This is a genomic window from Gimibacter soli (genome assembly GCF_028463845.1).
In the GTDB taxonomy this organism is placed as follows: Bacteria; Pseudomonadota; Alphaproteobacteria; order Sphingomonadales; family Kordiimonadaceae; genus Gimibacter; species Gimibacter soli.
This window is the reverse complement of sequence record NZ_CP116805.1, coordinates 2,189,900-2,209,074: the sequence shown is the minus strand read 5'-3', so window position 1 is coordinate 2,209,074 and position 19,175 is coordinate 2,189,900. Positions and strand designations below refer to the sequence as shown.

Below are 19,175 nucleotides of genomic sequence, written 5' to 3'. Positions count from 1 at the left end.
CCATGAGCGACACTTACGATCTCGTCGTCGTCGGCGGCGGCCCCGGCGGTTACGTTGCCGCCATCCGTGCTTCGCAGCTTGGCCTGAAGGTCGCGTGCGTGGAGCGCGAGCATCTGGGCGGTATCTGCCTCAACTGGGGCTGCATCCCGACGAAAGCGCTGCTGCGTTCTGCCGAAGTTTACCACCTGATGAAGCATGCCAAGGATTTCGGCCTGAAGGCTGAAGGCATCGGCTTCGATCTCGAGGGCATCGTCAAGCGCAGCCGCGGCATCGCCAACCAGCTGTCGTCCGGCATCAAGCACCTGTTCAAGAAGAACAAGGTTGTCCATATCGAGGGCGAAGCCGCGATTGCCGGCAAAGGCAGCCTTTCGGTGAAGGGCAAGGACGGCAAGACGACGGCCGTTTCGGCCAAGAATATCATGATCGCCACCGGCGCCCGCGCGCGTGAGCTGCCGCACCTGAAGGCCGACGGCGAACTGGTGTGGACCTACAAGCATGCCATGACCCCGAAGACCATGCCGAAATCGCTTCTGGTGATCGGCTCGGGCGCCATCGGGATCGAGTTCGCGAGCTTCTACCGCGAAATGGGTGCCGAGGTGACGGTTGTCGAGATGATGGACCGCGTGCTGCCTGTTGAAGATCATGAAGTGTCGGCCTTCGCCGCTGACAGCTTCAAGAAGCAGGGCATGAAGCTGATGACATCGGCAAGCGTGACCGAGCTCAAGAAGGGCAAGGACAGCGTGACCTGCGTTGTGGACGAGAAGGGCAAGAAGACCGAAATCACCGTTGACCGTGTCATCCTCGCCATCGGCATCGCGGGCAACACCGAAGGTATCGGGCTCGAGAAAGTCGGCATCAAAACCGACCGCGGCCATATCGTCACCGACGAATGGGGCTTCACCGGTGTTGATGGCTTCTGGGCCATCGGCGACGTGACCGGCGCCCCCTGGCTCGCCCACAAGGCCAGCCATGAAGGCGTGATCGCGGTTGAGAAGATCGCCGGCCTCAAGGGCCTGCATCCGATGGACAAGGGCAATATCCCGGGCTGCACCTATTGCCGTCCGCAGGTGGCATCTGTCGGCCTCACGGAAGAGAAAGCCAAGGCCGCGGGCTACGAGCTCAAGGTTGGCAAGTTCCCCTTCATCGGCAACGGCAAGGCGATTGCGCTGGGCGAGACCGAAGGCTTCGTGAAAACGATCTTCGACGCCAAGACCGGCGAACTCTTGGGCGCGCATATGGTGGGCGCAGAAGTCACCGAACTGATCCAGGGCTATGTGGTTGCCCGCACGCTCGAGACCACCGAAGCCGAGCTGATGCACACGGTATTCCCGCATCCGACGCTTTCCGAGATGATGCACGAATCCGTGCTCAGCGCTTACGGGCGGGCCTTGCACTTCTAGGTGAGCCGGCTGCCGCCGGCATTGACTTGGCGGCGGGCACAGCGCATATGACGCCTGACTGGCGGGGCCCCACGAGGCCCCGGCCCAACTCGATCCTGATATCGGATGCGCTTCACCATCCGGCGGAAAGACGACATGAACAAGCCAGAAGACAAGCAGACCTTCCAGCGCAAACCCGAGTGGATTCGCGTCAAGGCACCGACCTCCAAGGGCTATAACGAGACGCGCAAACTGATGCGCGACCTGAAGCTCCACACGGTGTGTGAGGAAGCGGCGTGCCCGAATATCGGTACCTGCTGGCAGCAGAAGCACGCCACGGTGATGATCCTCGGCGACACCTGCACCCGCGCCTGCGCCTTCTGTAATGTGAAGACCGGCCGCCCGATGGCGGTTGATCCGCTGGAGCCCGTCCGCACAGCCGAAGCTTGCGCCGCGATGGGCCTGAAACATATCGTTATCACGTCCGTGGACCGCGATGACCTCGAGGACGGCGGCGCCCAGCAGTTCGTTCGCGTGATCGAGGAACTGAGGAAGCGCAGCCCTGAGACCACGGTCGAAATCCTGACACCCGACTTCCGTAACAAGCCCGGTGCGCTGGAGCGTGTGATTGCGGCGAAGCCCGATGTATTCAACCACAATCTTGAAACCGTGCCACGCCTTTACACCCGCATCCGGCCCGGTGCGCGCTATTATCACTCGCTGAAGCTTCTGGATACCGTGAAGCGGATCGATCCCTCGATCTTCACCAAATCCGGCATCATGGTCGGCCTCGGCGAAGACAAGGTGGAAGTCGCAACCGTGATGGACGACATGCGCTCGGCCGATATCGATTTCATCACCATCGGCCAATATCTGCAGCCGACCCCGCGCCATGCCAAGCTCGAACGCTTTGTGACACCCGAGGAATTCAAAACCTATGAGCGCCTCGCGCGCGGCAAGGGCTTCCTGATGGTGTCGGCAACCCCGCTGACACGGTCTAGCTATCTTGCCGGCGACGATTTCGAGCGTCTGCGCGCAGCCCGCGAAAAGCAGCTTGCGGCCAAGGGCTAAGGTCTCCCGTGCCGCGTTTCGAGGATATCAAGCGCCTGCCTTACACGACGGACGAACTGTTCGCCGTGGTGATCGACGTGGCGCGCTATCAGGAATTCCTGCCCTGGTGCCTGGCCTCGCGCGTTTTCAACCGGAAAGACACCCAGTTCGACGCTGATCTCGTGATCGGCTTCAAGATGTTCCGCGAGAAGTTCACCTCACGGGTTTCCTTCAAGCCCGGCGAGCGGATCGATATCGACTATATCAAAGGCCCCATGAAACGGCTTTATAACCACTGGCGCTTCCTGCCTGACCCCGACCATCCGGACAAGGCAACGCTCATTGATTTCGAAGTGGATTTCGAATTCAAAAGCAAACTTCTGGAAAAGATGATCGGCCCTGTGTTCACCGAAGCCACGCACCGGATGATCAAATCCTTCGAGGAACGCGCCGTGGCTGTGTATGGTCCGCGCGATCTGCCTTAAGACAAAGCGTCGATCAGCGCGTCGAGTGCCTTGCGCACGGTTTCGGTACGGATACCATCACGCCCGATATCGCCGAACAGCATCTTGAAGGCCTCGGGCGCTTGCCCCTGAACGGCAATGCCGAACCAGACAAGCCCAACAGGCTTTTCTTCCGATCCGCCACCCGGCCCCGCAACACCGGTGACTGCAACGGCCGCATCCGCCATCGAATGGGCGAGAGCGCCGTAAGCCATTTCCTTGGCGACAGCTTCGGAAACAGCGCCGAAGCGGGCAAGGCTTTCCGCGCTCACCCCCAGCATCTGCTGCTTGGCTTCATTCGAATAGGTGATGAAGCCCCGGTCCACGACATCCGACGATCCGGCAATGGCGGTCAGTGCGCCGCCGATCAGCCCGCCCGTGCAGGATTCCGCCGTTGCGAGCTTCATATCTTGCGCACGGGCAAGGGCAAGCAGTCGTTCGGCTTTGACGGTGATGTCGGCGTCGAAAGGCATCTCACATATCCACTAAGGGCAGGACCACAGACAATTCAGGAACTGTATCATTACATCCCAAGATACGGGTGAATGATAACAAGTATGATCGCCGCAAGGATACCGGCGACAAGATCATCCGCCATCACGCCGAACCCGCCATGAACATGCCGGTCGATCCAGCTGATCGGCCAGGGCTTCCAGATATCGAAAAGGCGAAACAGGGTGAAGGCGGCGGCAGCTTCCTGCCAGGTGATGCCCATTGCCATCACCGGGAGGAGCGCAATCCAGATGCCGGCAACTTCATCGATCACGATCTCTGGCGCGTCATGAATGCCGGTCTTCGCTTCTATGGCATTGATCGCCTTTGATCCGGCGATCGTCAGGGCCGCGATGAAGCCGATAAGCTGGGCTTCATCGATGCCTGCGGCAATCAGCAGCATGCCCGCTGCAAGCCCGGCAAGGCTGCCCCATGTGCCGGGGGCCGGCTTCAGGAGGCCAGAGCCAAAGAATGTAGCAATCCAGAAAGCGAGGCTTTTGTAACGGTCGTCCCATGCGCCGAGGCTTTGTTTCATCGCACGTCCTTTCAGGGCAGGCGGACAGTTGCCACGGCCTGCGCCGCGATACCTTCGCCGCGTCCGGTGAAGCCGAGCTTTTCGGTAGTGGTCGCCTGGATGCTGACACGGTCCGTGGCGATCTGCAGCAGCTCGGCCACGCGTTCCTGCATCGCCGCTTTCCAAGGCATAAGTTTCGGTGCCTCGCAGATAATGGTGACACCGACATTGGCAATCATGCCGCCACGCGCCAGCACCCGGTCGCGCGCGAAGGTGAGGAAGGTATCGGACGAAACACCTTTCCATTTGGCCTCGGTCGGCGGGAAATGGAAGCCGATGTCACCGTCCGCCAGCGCCATCAGGATCGCGTCCGTCAGGGCATGCAGGCCAACATCGGCATCCGAATGGCCCTTCAGTTTCTGGGTGAAGGGCACCTTGATACCACAGAGCCATACATGATCGCCGGGCTCGAACCGGTGAACGTCAAACCCTGTGCCGGTGCGCACGTCGGCGAGGGCGCTGATGATCTGCTTTTCGGCGAGCACGAAATCCTCCGCGAGGGTCAGCTTGATATTGTTGGCATCGCCCCCAGAGATGGCGACGGCATGCCCGGCACGTTCCATGACCGTCGCATCGTCGCTCAGGTCCTCGCCTGCTACAGCGCGGTGGGCGGAAAGCAGGTCGGCGAAAGTGAAGCCTTGCGGCGTTTGCACCCGGTAAAGCCCGCTGCGGTCAACCGGCGCTGTCCCGCCCTTCGCGTCACGGCGGATGCTGTCAACAATCGCCACACCCGGGACAACAGCTGCGGCACCATTCTGCAATGCTGTTAGGACGCCGTTTACGAGACCGGTGGTAACGAAGGGTCGCGCGGCATCATGAACAAGCACCAACGCTGGCGACAAAGCCTCAAGGGCCGCAAGTCCGGCCAAGACACTGGCCTGACGGGTTGCACCGCCGGGCGCTGGCACCAGAATGCCGTCGATTCCCTGTGCTGCCGAAGCGAAAAGTTCGGCGTCATCAGGATGAATAACCGGCTGGATATAGGCCAATGGCAAGGCAGCCCGCAGCGCCTTCAGGGTGCGGCGCACAACGGGTTCGCCAGCAAGCAGGCGATACTGTTTCGGCAGGCCTTCGCCAGCACGCTGGCCACGGCCCGCGCACACGAGAACGATTGCGGGCTGATCCGCAATCAAAGGCTGGCAATCCATCAATGTTTCTGGCATAAGGTTGCCCAAATTTTAGGCACTGAAGCGTATGAGTGAAAGAATGGCACTGAAGCCTATTAACATCGGCCCGCTCGAAATCAAAGAGCCCGTGATCCTTGCCCCCATGTCGGGCGTGACCGACCTACCGTTCCGCCGGCAGGTCAAAGCCTTTGGCGCGGGCCTTGTGGTATCGGAAATGATCGCTTCGGAAGCGATGATCCGCTCGACCACCAAGTCGATCAAGCAGGCTGAAATCGGCGCTGAAGAGTTCCCGATTTCGGTGCAGCTTGCCGGCTGCGAAGGCGTCCGTATGGCGGAAGCTGCGCGCCTGAACGAAGATGGCGGCGCTGCCATCATCGATATCAATATGGGCTGCCCGGTGAAAAAGGTGGTGAACGGCCACGCAGGTTCGGCGCTGATGCGCGATCTGGACCATGCGGGTTCGCTCATCGAGGCCACCGTCAATGCCGTCAAGCTGCCAGTGACGTTGAAAATGCGCCTTGGCTGGGATGATAACAGCCTGAACGCGCCGGAGCTTGCCAAAATCGCCGAACAGCTTGGCATCAAGATGATCACCGTACATGGCCGCACGCGCTGCCAGATGTATCGCGGCAGTGCCGACTGGAAGAAGGTTGCCCGCGTGAAGGACGCCGTGAATGTGCCCGTGATCGTGAACGGCGATATCAATACGTTCGAGGATATCGATCAGGCACTGGCAGACAGCGGCGCTGACGGCGTGATGATCGGCCGTGGCACCTATGGCCGCCCGTGGTTCATTGCCCAGGCCATGCATTATATCCGCACGGGCGAACGCCTGCCGGACCCCGACCTAGAAACCCAGTTCAATGCCATCATGGAACATTATGACGCCATGCTTGTGCATTATGGCACGCAGGGCGGGGTACGCATGGCGCGCAAGCATCTCGGCTGGTACACCAAGGGCCTGCGCGACAGCGCCGAGTTCCGCAACGGCATGAACCAGATGGACGACCCGGATGAAGTCCGCGCCGCGCTCCGCGAATTCTATCTGCCGCTTTGCGACCAGATGGCGGCCTGACGGTGTTGACGCAGGCAGGTAACAGACCCGGTCATTCCTTCGATGTCTGTTCGGATATCCGGACACCGCCTGATGATGTTCTTGCAAGCCTTGTTCAATCCGTCGTCCTTGTGGGGGCGGGCGGCCTGATCGAGGAAGTATACGGTGCCACGGAGCAATTGTTCGGTCGCAGCCGTGAAGGCCTGATCGGATCGCCGGTCGCGGAGCTACGCGGGATCGGCGACGCGGCGCATGACCTGATCGGTCGCTCCATCAGCGACGACGTGCCGCTCAACAGCTATGACGTCGCCTGCCGGCCGCCGCTTGGCGATATCGAGCTGATGGACATGCACGCCCATCCGTTTGACGAGGCGGGCAGGGTGCTTCTCACCATGCAGCCCCGCCGCATCACGGCTTTCCTTGAAAAACGCGACGATATGGAAGCGGCGGCCCGGTCAGTTTCCGGCCTTGCCTCGATGCTGGCGCACGAAATCCGCAACCCGCTTTCGGGTATCCGCGGCGCCGCACAGCTCATTGGCCGCTCGACCGACCAGAAAAATATCCGCCTGACCGAACTGATCTGCCGCGAAGTGGACCGCATCAAGGGGCTCGTTGACCAGCTGGAGCATTTCTCCATGCCGGTGACAACCGGGTTCGAGCCGGTGAATATCCATGAAGTGCTCGATCATGTGCTGAGCCTCGCGCAGGCCGGCTTTGGCGAGCATGCCAGCATCCGCCCGCGCTTCGATCCGTCGCTGCCGCCGGTGAATGGTGACCGTGACAGGCTTGTCCAGATATTCATCAACCTTATCAAGAACGCTGTGGAAGCCGCTGGTTCTGAAGCAGATATTACGGTTCAAACAAGCTATAAGCACGGCATCTGGCTGACCAACGCCGAAGGCCATCGTGTTCGCCTGCCGATCGAAATCATCGTGCGCGACAACGGCCCCGGCATTCCGGAAACACTGCGCGCCCACATTTTCGACCCGTTCGTCAGCGGGCGCGAAGGCGGCACTGGCCTTGGCCTTGCGCTTGTCGCCCGCTATGTGTCCGAAATGGGCGGCACAGTGACGTGTGAGAACCACCCGGAAGGCGGCGCCGTTTTCCGGGTGCAGCTACCCCTTTATGAGGATCAGCCGAAATGAGTGGATCGAAGCCCAGCATCATTGTCGCCGACGACGATCTCGCCATCCGCATGGTGGTCAGCGAAGCCTGCCGTCAGGAAGGCTGGCTGGTGCTTGAGGCCGATGACGCGCCGGAGCTTGAGCGCATGGTGCGTGCAGGTCAGGGCGATCTGGTGATTTCTGATGTGCTGATGCCGAACGGCAACGGGCTTGAGCTTCTGCCCAAGCTGAAAGCCATGCGGCCCGACCTACCGGTCGTGGTGATGAGCGCCCAAAACACGCTCGCAACCGCCATGAAGGCCTCGCGCGCCGGCGCCTATGAATATCTGCCGAAACCATTCGATATCGACGAGCTGATCGGCGTGGCGAAAAAGGTGCTGAAGGTTTCGGCGCGCCCGAAGAGTGCCACCCAAGGCGGCGATGACGACAGCCCGCTCATCGGGCGCTCCATGGCGATGCAGGAAATCTACCGCGCCATGGCCCGCGTGGTTCAAACCGACCTCACCGTCCTGATTGTGGGCGAAAGCGGCACAGGCAAGGAGCTGGTCGCCAAGGCGCTGCATGAAAACGGCCCGCGCCGGGAAAATCCGTTCGTGCCGGTCAATATGGCGGCGATCCCGAAGGAGTTGATTGAAAGCGAACTGTTCGGTCATGAACGCGGTGCCTTCACGGGCGCAGAAACCCGCACACTTGGTCGCTTTGCCCAAGCCAAGGGCGGCACGCTTTTCCTGGACGAGATTGGCGACATGCCGCTTCTGGCCCAGACCCGGCTTCTGCGCGTCCTGCAGGAAGGCGAATATCGCACGGTCGGCGGGCAAACCCTCCACCGCACCAACGTGCGGATCATCGCGGCCACCAACAAGGACCTGCGCGCCCTTGTCCGGCAAGGCGAGTTCCGGGAAGACCTCTATTTCCGCCTGAATGTGGTGCCACTGACGCTGCCGCCGCTTCGGTCCCGCAGGGAAGATATCCCTGATCTGGCCGATCATTTCCTGCGCAAGGCGGCGGCTGCCGGCCTGCCGCAAAAGGAACTGACAGACGGCGCCAAGCGGGCACTGATGTCTTTCGACTGGCCGGGCAACGTGCGCGAGCTTGAGAACCTGCTGCACCGGATATGCGCCCTTTATGCCGAAGACCGAATCACCGGCGATGTGATCAAGACCGAACTTGACCGTTCGACGTCCGAACTTTCCGGCGCGCCCCTTAGTCTGCTCGCCGAGGTAACCGGTGGGAACCTGTCGCAAACCATCCGCGCGCACCTCGACCAGTATTTCGACCATCATGAGGACGGCCTGCCACCGCCGGGCCTCTATCAGCGCCTGCTGCGCGAGGTCGAACGGCCGCTTATTCAAAAGGTGCTGGCTGTCACGGGTGGCAATCAGGTGAAAACGGCAGAGCTTCTGGGGCTCAACCGCAACACCCTGCGCAAGAAAATCCGCGAGCTTGATATCCACCTGCCGGCTCGTCCCGCCTGATAGCGCTAAATCTCGATCCACGAGTGTGATAATTCTGGAACATCCGTGTCTTTCGTGCATCATGTGCCGTAATGGAACCGAATTCGCCTGAAGCTGCCGGCCAGCGCAAGCCCCGGCAAAAGAAAGACCTGATGGACCTCTCGCCGAAGCTGCCAAGCCGGCGAGTGGCGCGGTTCCTTCTTTGGTCGCGCCGGGTGAATTTCGGCGGCAGGCTTGAAATCGCCCTCTCCGTCCTCGCTGTTATCGCCGCAGTCGTTACCTATGTCGCCATGAGCCGCAAGGGTACGCCGCTTGAGGCCACCAGTGGCCGCACCATGACGGTGCTACTTTATGTGAATCTGGCACTTCTCCTTGCCCTTGGCGCCTCCATCGGGCGCTGGTTTGTGCGCTTCTGGATCGCGCGCAAGGCCAATGCGGCTGGCTCCAAACTGCATACCCGCATGATCGGTTTCTTCATGGGGATCGCGATTGTCCCGCCGATCATCATGGCCGTTTTCTCGAGCCTTTTTCTTGAGTTCGGCATCCAGACCTGGTTCAGCGAAAAGGTTCGCTCCACGCTCAATAACTCGCTCGAAGTCGCGGAAACCTATCTCATCGAGCATCGCTCGACGATCGAGAAGGACATGCTGGCCATCGCGCTTGCCTTCAACCGCCTGTCGCCCAGCCAGCAGTTTGACCAACTGACCGTGCAGCGTGTGGCGGATACCGCACTTTCCACCCGGCTCCTGTCTGAAGTCATGCTGATCGAGGACCGCGATGGTGAGGGCTCCGTGCTCGCCCGTGCCACTTCCGGGCTCGATTTCCGCACACAGCGTTTCGAGGTCGAGATGATCAACCGCGTGCGCGAGGGTGAAGCCTTCATTGCCTCGAACGCGGCAGACAACACGATCATCGGCATGATCCGCCTGTCATCCTTCTTGCGTCCGACATATCTGTATGTGGCGCGGGACCTGAACCCGCAGGTGGTGGGCTATCTGGAAGCCACCCGCAACGCCGTGGCGGACTATGACAACCTTGAAGGCCGCCGCAGCAATGTGCAGCTGCAGTTCAGCGTGGTCTTCATCATCGTATCGCTGCTGATCCTGCTTGCTGCCATCTGGATTGGTCTCTGGTTCTCCGGCCGGCTGTTCAATCCGCTCTCTGAACTTGTAGACGCTGCCGAGCGGGTAGGGGCGGGTGACCTGACGGCACGCGTGCGCAGCGTGACGGCGGGCGACGAAGTCGGCACCCTGTCGCGCACCTTTAACCGGATGACTGATCAGCTTGCTCGCCATCAGGCGGACCTGATTACCGCCAACCGCGAGCTTGATGATCGCCGCCGCTTCCTTGAAGAAGTGCTCGCAGGCGTTTCGGCTGGCGTGATCGGCCTTGATAGCGAACGACGCATCTTCCTGCCGAACAAGTCAGCGGCGGCCCTTCTGGGTGTCGAGATTGACGTGATGCTCGGTCGCCGGCTGGATGAGGCCTTCCCCGCCTTCGCCGCGCTTCTTGACCAGACGGTCGAGGGCAAAAGCGACACAGTGCAGGGCCAGGTGCAGATCGACGTGGGCGACAGCAAACGCACGCTTCTAGCCCGAGTTTCGGTGGATCGCACCAGCGAGGGCGCGCCCGTTGGCGGCTTCGTGGTCACCTTCGATGACCTGACCGAACAGCTGGCCGACCAGCGCACCGCCGCCTGGGCCGATGTCGCCCGTCGCATCGCACATGAAATCAAGAACCCATTGACGCCGATCCAGCTTTCGGCCGAGCGGCTGAAGCGCAAGTATCTGAAGGAAATCACCACCGACCCGGCTGTTTTCAGCCAGTGCACGGATACGATCATCCGGCAGGTGGGGGACCTTCGTCGCATGGTGGATGAATTCTCGTCCTTCGCCCGCATGCCCGCACCTCTCTTCAAGGAAACTGATATCGTCGATGTGGTGCGTCAGGCCGTGTTCCTGCAGAACGTATCGTGGCCGCAGGTCAATTTCCTTGCGAATCTGCCCGAAGAACCGCTCGTCATCGACTGTGACGGCCGCCTTCTGGGGCAGGCTTTCACCAACCTCCTGAAGAATGCAGCGGAATCGATTGAAAGCCGGATGGAGCGCGACCGGGCATCCGGCAGCGATACGCTGGAACCCGGACAGGTACATGTCAGCATCAATGCAACAGAGGACCTCATTGAAATTCTGGTCACCGACAATGGCATGGGCCTGCCGCAGGACCAGAAAGACCGGCTGATGGAACCCTATGTGACAACGCGGGTGAAAGGTACAGGCCTCGGCCTCGCCATTGTTCGCCGTATTGTCGAGGAACATGGCGGCACCGTCCGCATTGCTGACCAGCGCCCGCTGGGTGCCGTTGCGACAGTCAGTCTGTCGCGCGCCGCACTCAGGAAACGGCTGGACCGGCAAGGCGGGCATGAAGAAGCCGCTGAATAAGACTGAACGGAGGAGACGGAGACGCTATGGCGCTCGATATTCTGATCATTGATGACGAAGCCGATATCCGGGATCTGATCTCGGGCATCCTCGAGGACGAGGGCTATCAGACGCGCACCGCATATGATAGCGAAAGCGCCCTCGACGAAATCGAGAAACGGCTGCCGTCTCTGATGGTCCTTGATATCTGGCTGCAGGGCAGCAAGCTTGACGGGCTTGAACTGCTGGAGCTGGTGAAGACACGCCACCGCGACCTGCCGGTCATCATGATCAGCGGCCACGGCAACATCGAAACTGCTGTGGCTGCCATAAAGAAGGGCGCCTACGACTTTATCGAAAAGCCGTTCGAAGCCGATCATCTTCTCCTCACCGTGCGCCGGGCGACTGAAGCCGAGCGCCTGCGCCGGGAAAACGAGGAACTCAAAAAGCGCGCCGCGCTCGTGGTGGAGCTGACGGGCAAGTCAGCGCCCCTCAATAACGTGCGTCATGTGATCGAGAAGGTCGCCGGCACCAACAGCCGTGTCCTGATCCACGGCCCCTCGGGCTCGGGCAAGGAAGTGGCTGCCCGGGTGATCCATGCCCGGTCGCAGCGCGCCCATGGCCCCTTCATTGTGGTAAGTGCCGCCTCGATGGAGCCCCACCGCATGGAACAGGAACTGTTCGGTGTGGAGCAGAACGGCGGCGTGGTGAAAACCGGCTTCTTCGAGCGCGCCCACGGCGGCACGCTTTTCATTGATGAAGTGGCCGACATGCCGCTGCCGACCCAGGCGAAAATCCTGCGGGTGCTGACGGATCAGGCGTTCGAACGTGTTGGCGGCAACACTGGCGTGCGCGTTGATGTACGGGTGATTTCCGCCACTTCCAAAACGCTCGTCACCGAGATCGAGAACGGTCGTTTCCGGGAAGACCTGTATCACCGCCTGAATGTGGTGCCGCTGATGATCCCGGCGCTTACCGAGCGGCGTGAAGATATCCCGCTTCTGGCTCGCTTCTTCCTCGAAACACTTGCCGACGCCACCGGTCGCCCACGCCGTGCGCTGACGGATGAAGCCATGGCGGCACTGCAGTCCTATAATTGGCCCGGCAACGTGCGCCAGTTGAAGAATATCATCGAGCGCGTGGTGATCATGGGCCCCGAGGATCCGCATGAAGAGATCTCCATCGATCAGTTGCCAAGCGAGGTAAGGTCTGATTCTGCCGATCTTTTCCGTAACAATAACGACGGCGCCATCATGACAAGCCCCCTGAAGGAAGCGCGTGAAGCGTTCGAGCGGGAATATCTGAAGGTGCAGATCAGCCGTTTCAGTGGCAATATCTCGCGCACTGCCGCCTTTATCGGCATGGAGCGCTCGGCGCTTCACAGAAAACTCAAGTCTCTTGGCTTGGCATCCGGCAAGGCCGGCGATATCAACTGATAGAGTTTCCACAGTCAGGGTCTTCCCATGAAAGTGATCGTTTGCGGCGCCGGCCAAGTCGGCTTCAACATCGCCAAACACCTGTCCAGCCAGTCCAACGATGTGACGGTGATCGATCGGGCGCCGGAGCTTATCCGGAAGATTTCGGATTCACTTGATGTGCAGGCCATGGTCGGCCACGCCTCAGACCCCAAGATGCTCGAACGGGCAGGGGCGGCAGACGCCGACCTTCTGGTTGCCGTTACCTGGTCGGATGAAGTGAATATGGTGGCGTGTCAGGTGGCAAGCTCGCTGTTCAGTATCCCGACCAAGGTTGCTCGCATCCGTAATCAGGCTTATCTGAAGCCCGATTATGCGGATTTGTTCTCGCGCGATCATATGCCGATCGATGTGATCATCTCGCCCGAACGCGAAGTGGCCGAGGCGATCATCCGCCGGCTCGATGTGCCGGGCGCCTTCAACATGGTGCCGTTCGCCAAGGGCAAAGTGCGCCTCATTGGCCTGACGCTCGATCACCGCTGCCCCGTGGTGGATACGCCGCTGCGCCAGCTGACCGAACTGTTCCCGAACCTGCAAACGACCGTCGCCGCTGTGGTGCGCGATAACAAGATGTTCGTGCCGCGCAGTGACGACCAGCTCCAGATTGGTGATTCCGTCTATATCATCGTGGACACCGATAAAACCGCGCGCTCGATGGCTGTTTTCGGGCACGAGGAAAAGCCGGCGCACCGCATCGTCATCGTTGGCGGCGGCAACGTCGGGCTGTTCCTTGCCGAAATGCTGGACAAGCGCCCGAACCCGCCGAACCTGCGCATCATCGAACATAATCCGGAACGTGCGGCCTATATCGCCGAGCGCATGACCAACGCCATCGTCATCAACGGCGATGCCCTTGCGAAGGAAATCCTGCAGGAAGCGCGGGTAGGGCAGGCAGACACGATCGTGACTGTAGCCGACGATGACGAGGTGAATATCCTGACGGCCCTTCTCGCGAAGCAGCAGGGCTGCCCGCATGCGATCACGCTTTTGAACAACCCGATCTACGGCGGGCTTGTCGGCACGCTCAATATCGATGTGGCACTGGACCCGCGCGAGACGACGGTTTCGTCCATCGTGCGGCATATCCGCCGCGGCCGTATCCGCGACCTTTACAGCGTGCGCGACGGGGAGGCCGAGATCATCGAAGCCGAGATCCTTGAGGGCTCCGATATCGTCGGCAAGACAATCGGTGACCTGCGCCTGCACGGCGAGATAAAATTCGGGATGATCGTGCGCGGAGACGAATGTATCGTGCCGCACGCCGATACCATGATCCATGCCGGCGACAGGGCAATTATCCTGGCGCTTTCCGAGGCCGTAAAACGGATGGAACAATTGTTCACAGCCCGCGCGGATGTCTTTTGAAACAAAAATATTATTAGCAAATCGCGCCTCACTCTGACATATTATTTGCGAGACGAATGACATCCGACCCGTTTGCCGGGGGTAGAAACCGGGAAGCGAGCCGTTTGAACTTCGTCTTTGCCTATGCCCAGGCACAAGAAGCGCCCGGTTTTGCCGGGTAATAAACAGAACGAAAAAACTGAAGGCTCAGACAGTCCAATGTCCGACAAGAATCAAAACCTCCAGGACGTGTTTTTGAATGCCGTCCGCAAATCCAAAATCCCCGTCACTGTCTTTCTGGTGAATGGCGTCAAACTCCAAGGCGTGATCACTTGGTTCGACAATTTCTGCGTGCTGCTGCGCCGCGACGGGCACTCGCAGCTCGTTTACAAGCATGCCATTTCGACGGTGATGCCGGGCGGCCCTGTGCAGCTCTTCGAGCCCGAGAAAGACGTCGAGGCCTGAATTGTCCGACACTGATGACCGTTCCGAAAGGGACGGCGACCAAAACGGCGGCGGTTGGTCGGCCGAGGGTCTGGGCTATCTGCAGAAGCGCGTCGACAAGCCGCGCGTCTATGTGGTGCATCCCGACATAAGGTCCGACACCGCCGAACTTCTCGAGCGCTCGCCTGCGGCCAAGCTCGAGGAGGCAAAAGGCCTTGCCGAGGCCATCGATATCGAACTGATGGGTGGCGAGATCATCCCGGTGCGCAAGCGTCGGGCGGCGACGCTCATTGGTGAAGGCAAGATCGAGGATTTGAAAGCCATCTCCGAAAATCAGGAGATCGACGTTTTCGTTTTCGATGCCGAGCTGACCCCCGTGCAGCAGCGGAACCTTGAGCGCGAGCTGAAAGCCAAGGTGATTGACCGCACAGCACTTATCCTCGAGATTTTCGGCAACCGTGCCAGCACCCGCGAAGGTGAGCTGCAGGTGGAGCTTGCCCACCTGACGTACCAGAAAAGCCGGCTGGTGCGGTCCTGGACCCACCTTGAACGCCAGCGCGGCGGTGCGGGCTTCATGGGCGGCCCCGGCGAGACCCAGATCGAGGCCGACCGCCGGATCATTTCGGACAAGATCACGCGCCTGAAGCGCGCTCTGAAAGACGTTGCCAAGACGCGGACCCTGCATCGGGCGCGCCGGCAGAAGGCGCCGTATCCGATCGTGGCGCTTGTCGGCTATACGAACGCCGGCAAATCCACGCTCTTTAACCGTCTGACCCGCGCTGAAGTGCTGGCCGAGGATATGCTGTTCGCTACCCTTGACCCCACGATGCGGGCGGTTGAGATGCCTTCGGGCCGCAAGATCATCCTTTCCGACACAGTGGGCTTCATCTCGAACCTGCCGACCATGCTGGTCGCCGCGTTCCGCGCAACGCTTGAGGAAGTGTGCGAGGCCGACCTGATCATCCATGTGCGGGACGCCAGCCACGAAGACAGCGACATCCAGGCTGCAGACGTGACCGAGGTTCTGAAGGAACTGGGGATCGATCTTGATGCTTTCGACACCGGCGTGCCGGTTATCGAAGCCTTGAACAAGGGTGATCTCCTGAGCCCCGAGGAAATGGAAGCCCGGATCAGGGAAGGGGTGCGCCACCCCGACCGCGTGGCCATCTCGGCTCTTTCAGGCGAAGGCACGGACACGCTGATCGCGCGGATCGACACGCTTCTCGGCACCGCAGACTATAAGCTGACCAAGCTTATTCCCTATTCGGACGGCAAGGCGCGGGCCTGGCTGAAGGCCAATGCCAAGATACTGTCGGAAAATGCCGAGGAAGAAGGCTTCCGGATCGAATTTCAGGTCGATCCCGTCGCTTGGGATCGCTTCTCGAAAAACCATCCGCTGCCGGATTGATCATTCGGCAGCTTTTGCAGCCGCCTTGTCTTCCGCCTTGGCGCGATCCCAGAGTGCATCCATTTCAGCAAGATCGGACTGATCCGGGGTGCGGCCATCTTCGGCGAGCCAGGCTTCGATCTTGTGGAAACGCCGCGTGAACTTCGCATTTGCAGCCCGCAACGCTTCTTCAGCATCAACTTTAAGATGACGCGCCAAGTTGGCGACAACAAACAAATAATCACCAATTTCTTCCTTGATGTGCGCATCGTCGCCGCTTTCCATGGCAGCCACGATCTCATCCGCTTCTTCCTGCAGTTTGGCAAGCACGTCGCGAGTTGAAGGCCAGTCAAATCCGACACGCGCCGCACGGTTCTGCAGCTTGATCGCGCGCACAAGCCCCGGCAGGCCGAGTGCCACACCGTCAAGCACCGAGGGAACTTCGCCTTTGGCCGCTGCCTTGGCGGCGCGCTCCTTCGCTTTCTGTACTTCCCACGCCGCGGTCTGGGCGTCCGCCGTTGCGATATCGGCATCCCCGAAGACATGCGGGTGCCGTGACACCATCTTGTCACCAATCGCTGCCGCCACCTCGGCAAAGGTGAAATGGCCGGCCTCGGCCGCCATCTGGCTGTGGAAGACGGTCTGCAACAGCAGGTCGCCCAGCTCTTCCTTCAGCGACACCATGTCGTTCGCGCGGATCGCTTCCTCGACCTCATAGGCTTCCTCGATCGTATAGGGCGCAATGGACGCGAAATCCTGCTCCAGATCCCACGGGCAGCCGCCATTCGGATCGCGGAGCCGCGCCATGATATCGAGAAGTCGGGTCATCGGATCGGGATGTGTCATTGTTTCGTCTTTTACCATTGATACGACCGGCCGGACGCGGCCTTATAGGGCCGTGCAGACAAGGGAGAATGCGGATGCGGCGTTGGATCGGACTATGGCTGGCCCTCTGGGCAATTGCAAGCCTGCCAGCGGGGGCGGAAGGCCCGCTTGCCAAGGCTGAGGCGGCCACCCTCCATGGCACCGAACTCTCCGCTGGCGGCCTGCCAGCCTATCTGCGCTACACGCCCGACCGGAAGCCTCTGGTCAGTGCCCACCGAGGCGGCGACATGCCGGGCTATCCTGAAAACGCCATTGAAACACTGGCCCACACGCTCACCGTTGGTCCGTCGCTCCTTGAGGTCGATATCCGCCGCCTGAAAGACGGCACACTCATCCTGATGCATGATGAAACGCTGGAGCGGACGACAACGGGCGAGGGCCGGGTGGATGAAGTCACCTACGATTATGTAAAAGGCCTTTACCTGCAAGACCCCGAAGGCAAGGCAACGCCTTTCCGTGTGCCGACACTCGATCAGGTACTTGCATTCACGAGGCAAGCCAAAGCCATCCTGTCGCTCGATATCAAGGCGGGGGTGGATATCGTGGAAGTTGCCAGGCATGTGCGCGCGGCGGATGTGGCTGACCGGGTTGTCCTCATCACATACAGCCACGGGCAGGCGATGGCCTTTCATGCTGCAGCGCCCGAAATGATGTTGTCGGTTTCAATCGACAGCCAGGACGATATCGAACGGGTGAAGGCGAGCGGCATCGACCCCAAACTGATTGTTGCCTGGACCGGCCTGCAGGTGCGCGAGCGTGTCCTCTACGACGCTATCCACGCAGAAGGCTGGCTCGCCATGCTCGGCACACTTGGCAGCCCGTCGAAGTCGCTCGATGCCCGGATTGCAGCAGCTGGAGATGATACACGCTATCTCGACTTTCTCGCTGCAGGCGCCGATATCATCGCAACGGACAGGCACGCCGCGGTGCAGGCGGTTTTACGCCGCTGATCCGCCAGCGGGGGTTCAAAAGGACGGTCATATCACCTATATTGGATTCATGGGGGCAGTTCAGGCCGCAAGGCTGTGAAGGAGATGCCCCATGCCGAACCGGCACCCCGTTTACCCCGGCAATATCCGTGGCCGCCTCAGGCTCGATCTCGCGGTTTCCGATGTGCGACTGTCGAGCCTCAGTCCAGAAGCACTGGCCGCAGCCCCCGATATCCCGCGCGAGGCCAAAATATCCATCCTGCGACAATGGGAATATGACGCCCGCGACATCGCTGTTGCGGTGGAGGAGGGCATGGGCGCTCGAGAAAACCACGATCTGCGCCGGATTCTTTCTGCCCTCCATGCGCTCGGCGCCGAGCTGGATATGACATCGAGCCCGCCGACCAAGCAGGGCGGCTGGTAAAAGAAAAACGGCCACCCGAACTGCGGGCGGCCGTTCTGAAACTGCTATGCGGGCCTGGTCAGGCGGTGAGGGCACGTACACCCTTGCGGCGGCGGGCGGCGAGGCCCACGAAGCCGAAGCCGAAGATCATCATCAGCCACGTGGCAGGTTCGGGCACGCCCGGGATCGTCGGGAAACTCGGCTCGTTCGGCACCCAGCTGTCGTCATTGAAGCCAAGCGAATTGTTGACCTGAACGCTGCCGGTCCAGCTGCCGCCGATCACCACGCCGTTGATCTGGCCATACTGGGTGACGAAATCAGCCGTCGGGGCCAGAATGTTGCCGTAAATGCCGACGCTGCCGATATTTACGGTTTCAGCTTCATAGAAGTTGAAAAGGATGTTCTGCGACGCGGTCTGGAAGAAGCCCATGTTCGTCATGTCGATGATGCTGCCCGACACGTTGATGATGATCGAGCTGCCATTCGACGGCGTGAAGGCAAGCGCCAACGTGTGGGCTTCCTTCAGCTGATCGGCGGTCATGTTGAAAACCTGCGGGCCGCCATCAGCCGTGTTGCCGATGGTGTAGGTGCCCCAGGCATTGTCGACGGTGCCGGTCGCACCCATGCCAGCATAATGGGCAGCCGTATCCTTGGCGAGTTGCTCGACCGCCGCGAAATCGATCGGCAGATCGGAGGTTACTTCCTGACCTTCATTCTTCAGGCCCCAGTAAACCGAGCTGTCGAGATTGGCTTCGCCGCCAACGGCCACGTCACCATAATAGATGCGGCCCGAACCGGTCGTCAGGTTGCCGCCGACAACGAGGGCATAGTCCGGGTTCGAAAGCTTGTCACCGACCGAAAAGCTCGAAAGCGACGCATTGCCGCCAACGGCCAGCGCGCCCTCAACGTCAGAGTTCGGAAGGCTGTAGTCCCCGAAGAAAATGGCATTGTAGCTGCCGAAGAGATCAAAGCTCGTCGACGCCTGGCCCGGCGCGCTCATTAGAGCAGCAGCCAGCAGGGGGGCAGCAGCAAATTTAGCAACAGACTTGAACATGGGGGTCCTTCCCGAAAATAAGTCATCGTTGTCAATGGCGGTTTCCCTAGCATTCAGGTGGGTCCGCAGCAAGTATG

General features: G+C 60.5%; 18 protein-coding genes. 13 read left to right on the top strand and 5 right to left on the bottom strand.

The genetic code is table 11. The annotated features are described in order from the left end of the window. Window positions 1-2: 2 nt before the first annotated feature. From lpdA to PH603_RS10335, 3 genes are all read left to right on the top strand, one after another. Window positions 3-1,400 (top strand): dihydrolipoyl dehydrogenase, encoded by a 1,398-nt coding sequence (gene lpdA / locus PH603_RS10345; protein WP_289502449.1) that lies wholly within the window; start codon window positions 3-5, stop codon window positions 1,398-1,400. A 135-nt stretch (window positions 1,401-1,535) separates the two neighbouring features. Beyond that, a complete protein-coding gene (gene lipA, locus PH603_RS10340; protein WP_289502448.1) occupies window positions 1,536-2,450 on the top strand; it encodes a lipoyl synthase in 915 nt (304 codons plus the stop codon). Window positions 2,451-2,458: 8 nt separating this feature from the next. Next, window positions 2,459-2,914, top strand: a complete 456-nt coding sequence (locus PH603_RS10335) for a type II toxin-antitoxin system RatA family toxin (protein ID WP_289502447.1) — start codon at window positions 2,459-2,461, stop codon at window positions 2,912-2,914. On the opposite strand, the gene PH603_RS10330 is transcribed toward PH603_RS10335, so the two are convergent. The 3 genes from PH603_RS10330 to PH603_RS10320 are packed head-to-tail and all read right to left on the bottom strand — an operon-like array spanning window position 2,911 to window position 5,128. Beyond that, complete coding sequence (locus tag PH603_RS10330) at window positions 2,911-3,405, bottom strand: CinA family protein (protein WP_289502445.1); 495 nt, start codon at window positions 3,403-3,405, stop codon at window positions 2,911-2,913. The two genes, PH603_RS10335 and PH603_RS10330, sit on opposite strands and share 4 nt — an antisense overlap. A 50-nt stretch (window positions 3,406-3,455) precedes the next feature. After that, the gene (locus PH603_RS10325; RefSeq protein WP_289502443.1) at window positions 3,456-3,959 is read right to left on the bottom strand and encodes a phosphatidylglycerophosphatase A family protein; all 504 of its coding nucleotides are present in this window, start codon (window positions 3,957-3,959) and stop codon (window positions 3,456-3,458) included. A gap of 11 nt (window positions 3,960-3,970) precedes the next feature. Then, window positions 3,971-5,128 (bottom strand): bifunctional 2-C-methyl-D-erythritol 4-phosphate cytidylyltransferase/2-C-methyl-D-erythritol 2,4-cyclodiphosphate synthase, encoded by a 1,158-nt coding sequence (locus PH603_RS10320; protein WP_434783322.1) that lies wholly within the window; start codon window positions 5,126-5,128, stop codon window positions 3,971-3,973. Between the two features lie 76 nt (window positions 5,129-5,204). Here PH603_RS10320 and dusB point away from each other — a divergent pair, with 76 nt between their 5' ends. The 8 genes from dusB (at window position 5,205) to hflX (ending at window position 15,848) form a co-directional block, all read left to right on the top strand. Further along, the gene (gene dusB / locus PH603_RS10315; RefSeq protein WP_289502440.1) at window positions 5,205-6,200 is read left to right on the top strand and encodes a tRNA dihydrouridine synthase DusB; all 996 of its coding nucleotides are present in this window, start codon (window positions 5,205-5,207) and stop codon (window positions 6,198-6,200) included. Between the two features lie 2 nt (window positions 6,201-6,202). Beyond that, on the top strand, window positions 6,203-7,324 hold the full coding sequence (locus PH603_RS10310) for a two-component system sensor histidine kinase NtrB (RefSeq protein ID WP_289502438.1): 1,122 nt from the start codon (window positions 6,203-6,205) through the stop codon (window positions 7,322-7,324). Further along, window positions 7,321-8,778 carry a nitrogen regulation protein NR(I) gene (gene ntrC, locus PH603_RS10305; protein WP_289502437.1) on the top strand — a complete coding sequence of 486 codons (1,458 nt, stop codon included), beginning with the start codon at window positions 7,321-7,323 and terminating at the stop codon, window positions 8,776-8,778. Before PH603_RS10310 ends, ntrC begins: the two co-directional genes overlap by 4 nt. 71 nt (window positions 8,779-8,849) lie before the next feature. Continuing rightward, a complete protein-coding gene (locus tag PH603_RS10300) occupies window positions 8,850-11,198 on the top strand; it encodes a sensor histidine kinase NtrY-like (RefSeq protein ID WP_289502436.1) in 2,349 nt (782 codons plus the stop codon). Window positions 11,199-11,224: 26 nt separating this feature from the next. After that, window positions 11,225-12,613, top strand: a complete 1,389-nt coding sequence (ntrX, locus tag PH603_RS10295) for a nitrogen assimilation response regulator NtrX (protein WP_289502435.1) — start codon at window positions 11,225-11,227, stop codon at window positions 12,611-12,613. Window positions 12,614-12,640: 27 nt separating this feature from the next. Further along, window positions 12,641-14,017 (top strand): Trk system potassium transporter TrkA, encoded by a 1,377-nt coding sequence (gene trkA / locus PH603_RS10290; protein ID WP_289502434.1) that lies wholly within the window; start codon window positions 12,641-12,643, stop codon window positions 14,015-14,017. A gap of 198 nt (window positions 14,018-14,215) precedes the next feature. Beyond that, window positions 14,216-14,461: an RNA chaperone Hfq gene (hfq, locus tag PH603_RS10285; RefSeq protein WP_289502433.1), complete on the top strand. Its 246-nt coding sequence runs from the start codon at window positions 14,216-14,218 to the stop codon at window positions 14,459-14,461. 1 nt (window position 14,462) lies between these two features. Then, a complete protein-coding gene (gene hflX / locus PH603_RS10280) occupies window positions 14,463-15,848 on the top strand; it encodes a GTPase HflX (protein WP_289502432.1) in 1,386 nt (461 codons plus the stop codon). On the opposite strand, the gene mazG is transcribed toward hflX, so the two are convergent. After that, on the bottom strand, window positions 15,849-16,673 hold the full coding sequence (mazG, locus tag PH603_RS10275) for a nucleoside triphosphate pyrophosphohydrolase (RefSeq protein ID WP_289502430.1): 825 nt from the start codon (window positions 16,671-16,673) through the stop codon (window positions 15,849-15,851). It abuts the gene before it with no gap. A 74-nt stretch (window positions 16,674-16,747) separates the two neighbouring features. Between mazG and PH603_RS10270 the strand changes: the two genes are divergently transcribed. Together PH603_RS10270 and PH603_RS10265 are read left to right on the top strand one after the other, a co-directional pair. Further along, window positions 16,748-17,662 carry a glycerophosphodiester phosphodiesterase family protein gene (locus PH603_RS10270; RefSeq protein WP_289502429.1) on the top strand — a complete coding sequence of 305 codons (915 nt, stop codon included), beginning with the start codon at window positions 16,748-16,750 and terminating at the stop codon, window positions 17,660-17,662. A gap of 91 nt (window positions 17,663-17,753) precedes the next feature. After that, on the top strand, window positions 17,754-18,065 hold the full coding sequence (locus tag PH603_RS10265; RefSeq protein WP_289502428.1) for a hypothetical protein: 312 nt from the start codon (window positions 17,754-17,756) through the stop codon (window positions 18,063-18,065). 58 nt (window positions 18,066-18,123) lie between these two features. On the opposite strand, the gene PH603_RS10260 is transcribed toward PH603_RS10265, so the two are convergent. Continuing rightward, window positions 18,124-19,098, bottom strand: a complete 975-nt coding sequence (locus PH603_RS10260) for a choice-of-anchor A family protein (protein ID WP_289502427.1) — start codon at window positions 19,096-19,098, stop codon at window positions 18,124-18,126. Between the last annotated feature and the right edge of the window lie 77 nt (window positions 19,099-19,175).